Below are 5,128 nucleotides of genomic sequence, written 5' to 3'. Positions count from 1 at the left end.
GCCCTCGGCCGGAGCGGGGGCTCCGCCTTCGACGGCGGCTTCAGCGCCGGCGGGCGCAGCGCCGGCGGCCGGTGCGGCGCCGGGCTGACGGGCGGGATCGGGCGCCGGGATGGCGTAGCCGGTCGAGCCCTGCGAGCGCAGCCAAGCGATCAGATTGTGGCGGGTGGCCTCGTCGCGCAGACCCGCGAAGGACATCTTGGTGCCCGGCACGTCCTTGCCCGGGTTGGTGATGAACTCGTCCAGGGCGTCATAGGTCCAGGTCGGGGCGATGGCCTTGTGCGCGGCCATGGCGTCCGAATAGGCGAAGCCGGCGCGGTGCATGACCGGGCCGCCGACGACGCCCCAGAGATTCGGGCCGATGCCGTCGGCGCCGCCCTGGGTCGCATTGTGGCACGCCTTGCAGCGGGCGAAGGCGGCTTCACCGGCGGCCAGGTCGGCGGCGGGCAGGACCGTGCCCCAGTCGGCGGGCAGGGCAGGGGCCTCGGCTCCCGCCTCGGCCTCTTCCGGGGCGTTGACGAAGTAGCCCATCTTTTCAGGCTCATGCGTCTTGTAGACGAAGCCCGAGCCTTCCTTGACGACCAGGATGACGAAGGCCGTCCCCAGAGCCGCGCCCAGAATCTTGTTCCACTTCAGATCGCCGCTCATGCGCGTGGTCGCATCCTCTAACCAGGTCCGACGACAGGCGCGGCGGACGAATTCTTGCGTGGGCGTCTCTGACACGGTAGCGCGGCCTTCGCAACCGGCTCCAGGGTGGTTTGGTCGGGGTTTGAAGGCCTTGCGGGCCACAGCCGTATGAGTGTGACGATGAACCCTCTGATAATGATACCCGCTCGCATGGCGGCGACCCGTCTGCCCAACAAGCCGCTGGCCGATATCGGCGGAAAACCGATGATCGTGCGGGCCTGGGAAAGCGCCATGAACTCCGGCCTTCCTGTGGTGGTGGCCGCCGGCGATCCCGAGATCGTCGAGGCCGTCGAAGCGGCCGGGGGGCGGGCGATCCTGACCGATCCGGCCCTGCCGAGCGGCTCGGACCGCATCCGGGCGGCGGTCGAGGCGGTCGATCCGGAAGGCGAGCACGACGCGATCATCAACCTGCAGGGCGACATGCCCTTCGCCGATCCAGGTCTGGCCACGGCCTGCGCGGCCCTGCTGCACGGTGAGCCGACCTGCGACATCGCGACCCTGGTCGCGCCCGAGGCGGACCTGTCGGATCGGGCCAACGCGGATGTGGTCAAGGCGGTCCTGGCCCTGTCCGAAGGCGAGCGTCACGGCCGCGCGCTCTATTTCACCCGGTCGACCCTGTACGGCGACGCGCCGGTCTGGCGGCATATCGGCATCTACGGCTACCGCCGCGAGGCGCTGATGCAGTTCTGCGCCGCCCCGCCGTCGCCGCTGGAGACCCGCGAGAAGCTGGAGCAACTGCGGGCGCTGGAGATGGGTCTGTCCATCTGGGCCGCCGTCATCGACGAAGCGCCCCTGTCGGTCGACAATCCGTCAGATTTGGAAAGCGCCCGCCGTCTTGCCGAGTGACCGGCGTTCGGCCTAGCTGTCGGGAACCTTGGAGCCCGACATCATGCGTCTTTCCACCTTCGCCGCCCTGATCGCCGTCGCCGGCGGGATCGTGGTCACCCCCGCCGCCGCCCAGACGGGCCAGGCCCTGATCCGCAATCTGTTCACGCAGCTGGAGGCCGACTTCAGGGACAAGGGCAGGCGGATGACCCAGGTCGCGGCCTTCCAGAACGGCATCGAGGACGGATCGAGCCGTGGCGACATCGTCAGCCTAGACCGCGGCCAGACCTACTGGATCGTCGGCGTCTGCGACGAGGACTGCAGCGACTTCGATCTGGAGGTGAAGGATTCGAACGCCGTGGTCGTCGGGTCCGACGTTCTGGACGACGACGCCCCGATCGTGGTGCTGGAGAATGTGCGAGGCGGCGCCTATCAGGTCCGGAGCGTCATGGCCGACTGTTCGGCCGACCCCTGCCTGACAGGGGTTCGCGTCTATCGCGCCGACTGACAGTCAGCCTTCATCGACCCAGGCCCGGATCAGGGTGTGGGCGATGGCGAAGGGCGGCGGGGCCTTGATCTCGGGGTGGGCGCCGTCCAGCACGGCCCGCGCCTCGGCCCGGGTCAGCCACGCCACCGCTTCCAGCTCGGTCTGGTCCGGCGTGGCCTGGTCGTCGGAGACTTCGGCGATCAGGCCGATCATCAGTTGCGACGGGAAGGGCCAGGGCTGGCTGGAGTGGTAGCGGACGGCGGTGACGGTCAGTCCGGCCTCTTCCTTAACCTCGCGGGCGCAGGCCTCCTCGATGGATTCCCCGGGCTCGAGGAAGCCGGCCAGGGCCGACATCCGTCCGGCGGGCCAGGCGGCCTGACGGCCCAGCAGGCAGACCGGTTCGGCGCCGCCCATATAGACCGGCAGCATGATGGTGACCGGGTCGACGCGCGGGAAATGCTCGGTCCCGCAGGCCTCGCAGATCCGTTTCCAGCCGCCGGACCCGGTGCGGGTCGGCTGGCCGCAGGCGGCGCAGAAGCCGTGGCGCCGCCGCCAGTCGAACAGGCTCTTGGCGCAGCCGGCCATGGCCGAGTCCTGGCCCGGCAGCATCCCGGCGGCGGTACGCATGTCGTGGAAGACGCCGAGGCCCTTGACCGGCCCCTCGGCCGGATCGGCGGGGCCCTCGAACTCGACGGCGAAGACGGGCGCGCCCTTCCAGAGGCCGAGGAACAGCTCACGGTCGGGGACCAGCACCCGGGCGTGGGCCATGTCGACCCAGGCCAGCCGCGGGCCGTCGGCGGTCTCCTCGATCAGGGGCGCGCCGTTCCAGAGGATCAGGGCCAGGGCGTCGTCGCGCCCCGCCTGTTCCGCCACCCAGTCCGGATCGTTCCTCAGATCGCCCGCCCGATCGAGCGGATTGCCAGCGAAGGTGTTGACGGGATCGAGAGCCATGGCCGTCTCATATCGTCTCGCGACAGAGTCGTCTCGCGGCTTGATTTCGCCCGGTTCACCCGCCATATCCCCTCTCGGAGATCGCGGGCGAAGGCTTCGCCAACCTGGTCAGGGCCGGAAGGCAGCAGCCACAACGAAGTCCCCTTCGGGTCGCGGTCTCCACTTCTCCCGTCTTTTTTGGCGCTAACGCTCGCCCCGGATCAGGTCCGGGGCTCGCTGCCTGAGCGCGGTTTCTTGCGGCTAACGCACGGGACGCGGTCCCGCGCTGCTTGAGCGCGTCCGCTCGCACTGGTGACCGACTGCCGTCGCAAGGCTGTGTGTAAATGTTCGTAAACCCGGGGTGGCGCGCAACCCGGAGGGGCGCCACTGGTTGTCTTCTCATTCAATGTGGAGCCACACCATGAGCATTTTCGGCAAGATCCTCGGCGGCATCTTCAATCGCAAGAAGCCCGCCGCGCCCGCCCCGGCCCCGACGGCGGCCCCCGCAGCCCCGACCGCCGCGCCCGCACCCGCCCCGGCCCCCGAGCCCGTGGACATCGAGGCGGTCCTGAACGAACTGGCGGCCGAGAACCCGCAGAAGCTGAACTGGCGCACCTCCATCGTCGACCTGATGAAGCTGGTCGGCATGGAAAGCTCGCTGTCCGAGCGCAAGGAACTGGCCGATGAGCTGGGCTACACCGGCGACAAGTCGGACAGCGCCGCCATGAACATCTGGCTGCACAAGCAGGTCCTGGCCAAGCTGGCCGCCAACGGCGGCAAGGTCCCCGCCGACCTGCTGGACTGATCGTCCACAACAGTTCGACTGTTTTCAGCGCCGTCGCCTGCATTCGCGGGCGGCGGCGTCGTCGTTTGCGGTGACGGCTCGCCCCGGTCGCGTTAAGACATCGGCATGAGCGATGTGGACCCGAGTCTCGACGGCCCTCCCTGGGAGGAGGACGATCTCCCCGAGCGGGACGAGAACACCGACGACATGTTCGGCGCGCCCGCCGCTGCGCCCGAGCCGGCGAAAGACGTCGTTCCGGCTGAGGCCGCAGCCCCGGCAAAGGCCGCGCCTGCGCCGTCCGAGGTCCACGACGAGGCTTCCGGCGAGGCCTATACCGTCTTGGCGCGCAAATACCGGCCGAAGACCTTCGAGGACCTGATCGGTCAGGAGGCCATGGTCCGGACCCTGACCAACGCCTTCGCCACCGGCCGCATCGCCCACGCCTTCATGCTGACTGGGGTGCGGGGGGTCGGCAAGACGACCACGGCCCGGCTGCTGGCACGGGCGCTGAACAACCAGACCGACGCCATCGACCGGCCCTCGCTGGAACTGACCGCCAACGGGGTCCATGACGCCGCCATCATGGCCGGCCAGCACATGGACGTGATGGAGATGGACGCCGCCAGCCACACCGGCGTCAACGACATCCGCGACATCCTGGAGAGCGTCCGCTACGCCCCGGTCGAGGCCCGCTACAAGGTCTATGTGCTGGACGAAGTGCACATGCTGTCGAACCAGGCCTTCAACGCCCTGCTGAAGACGCTGGAAGAGCCGCCGCCCCACGCCAAGTTCATCTTCGCCACCACCGAGATCCGCAAGGTGCCGGTGACGATCCTGAGCCGCTGCCAGCGCTTCGACCTGCGCCGCGTCGAGCCGGAAATTCTGGTCGAGCACCTGTCGCGCATCGCGGGCAAGGAGGGGATGAAGGTCGAGGACGACGCCCTGGCCCTGATCGCCCGCGCGGCGGAGGGTTCTGTGCGCGACGGCCTGTCCCTGCTGGATCAGGCCCTGGTGCAGGGTGAACGCGGGGAGCCGGTCAAGACCGAGGTCGTGCGCGACATGCTGGGTCTGGCCGATCGCACCCAGACCATCCAGCTTTTCGAACAGATCATGGGCGGCCGCACGCCCGAGGCGCTGGAGACCTTCCGCACCCTCTATGGCTACGGCGCCGATCCGGTGCAGGTGACCAATGACCTGCTGGAACACTGCCACGCCGCCTCGGTGGCCAAGATGCTGGGCCCGCAGGCGACGCGCCTGCCGGCGGATCAGGCGGCCAGTCTGGCGGCCCTGGGCGCCGCGATCTCGGCCGGAACCCTGTCGCGGGTCTGGCAGATGCTGCTCAAGGCCCTGGACGAGGTGCGCCGCGCGCCCAGCCCCGCCGATGCGGTGGAGATGGCCATCGTCCGGCTCGCCTACGC

General features: G+C 69.3%; 6 protein-coding genes and 1 other RNA gene. 5 read left to right on the top strand and 2 right to left on the bottom strand.

The window, feature by feature from the left end; translation table 11 throughout:
- Positions 1–645: c-type cytochrome (locus ACT6QK_RS14750; protein WP_444598578.1), on the bottom strand; the 645-nt coding region annotated here is incomplete at its 3' end.
- A 159-nt stretch (positions 646–804) separates the two neighbouring features.
- On the opposite strand from ACT6QK_RS14750, the gene ACT6QK_RS14745 reads away from it, so the two are divergent.
- Both ACT6QK_RS14745 and ACT6QK_RS14740 read left to right on the top strand, forming a co-directional pair.
- Positions 805–1,530: a 3-deoxy-manno-octulosonate cytidylyltransferase gene (locus ACT6QK_RS14745; protein WP_444598577.1), complete on the top strand. Its 726-nt coding sequence runs from the start codon at positions 805–807 to the stop codon at positions 1,528–1,530.
- A gap of 43 nt (positions 1,531–1,573) precedes the next feature.
- Positions 1,574–2,017: a hypothetical protein gene (locus ACT6QK_RS14740; RefSeq protein ID WP_444598576.1), complete on the top strand. Its 444-nt coding sequence runs from the start codon at positions 1,574–1,576 to the stop codon at positions 2,015–2,017.
- Positions 2,018–2,020: 3 nt separating this feature from the next.
- Here ACT6QK_RS14740 and nudC read toward each other — a convergent pair whose 3' ends face one another.
- Positions 2,021–2,947: an NAD(+) diphosphatase gene (gene nudC, locus ACT6QK_RS14735; RefSeq protein WP_444598575.1), complete on the bottom strand. Its 927-nt coding sequence runs from the start codon at positions 2,945–2,947 to the stop codon at positions 2,021–2,023.
- A 73-nt stretch (positions 2,948–3,020) separates the two neighbouring features.
- Between nudC and ffs the strand changes: the two genes are divergently transcribed.
- The 3 genes from ffs to ACT6QK_RS14720 all read left to right on the top strand — a co-directional run.
- Positions 3,021–3,114, top strand: an RNA gene (ffs, locus tag ACT6QK_RS14730) — signal recognition particle sRNA small type.
- A 233-nt stretch (positions 3,115–3,347) separates the two neighbouring features.
- A complete protein-coding gene (locus ACT6QK_RS14725) occupies positions 3,348–3,731 on the top strand; it encodes a DUF3597 domain-containing protein (protein WP_444598574.1) in 384 nt (127 codons plus the stop codon).
- Positions 3,732–3,836: 105 nt separating this feature from the next.
- Positions 3,837–5,128 (top strand): DNA polymerase III subunit gamma/tau (locus ACT6QK_RS14720; RefSeq protein WP_444598573.1); only part of this gene is annotated, 1,292 nt, incomplete at its 3' end.

The sequence above is a fragment of the Brevundimonas sp. genome (assembly GCF_052436175.1).
Taxonomy (GTDB): Bacteria; Pseudomonadota; Alphaproteobacteria; order Caulobacterales; family Caulobacteraceae; genus Brevundimonas.
Note: the sequence above shows the minus strand (reverse complement) of the source record. Positions and strands in the feature narration are given on the sequence as shown.

Coding starts and splice junctions, on each gene's coding strand:
- ACT6QK_RS14740 (WP_444598576.1), top strand. CDS start 1,574: ATGCGTCTTTCCACCTTCGCCGCCCTGATCGCCGTCGCCGGCGGGATC.
- ACT6QK_RS14745 (WP_444598577.1), top strand. CDS start 805: ATGAACCCTCTGATAATGATACCCGCTCGCATGGCGGCGACCCGTCTG.
- ACT6QK_RS14725 (WP_444598574.1), top strand. CDS start 3,348: ATGAGCATTTTCGGCAAGATCCTCGGCGGCATCTTCAATCGCAAGAAG.
- nudC (WP_444598575.1), bottom strand. CDS start 2,947: ATGGCTCTCGATCCCGTCAACACCTTCGCTGGCAATCCGCTCGATCGG.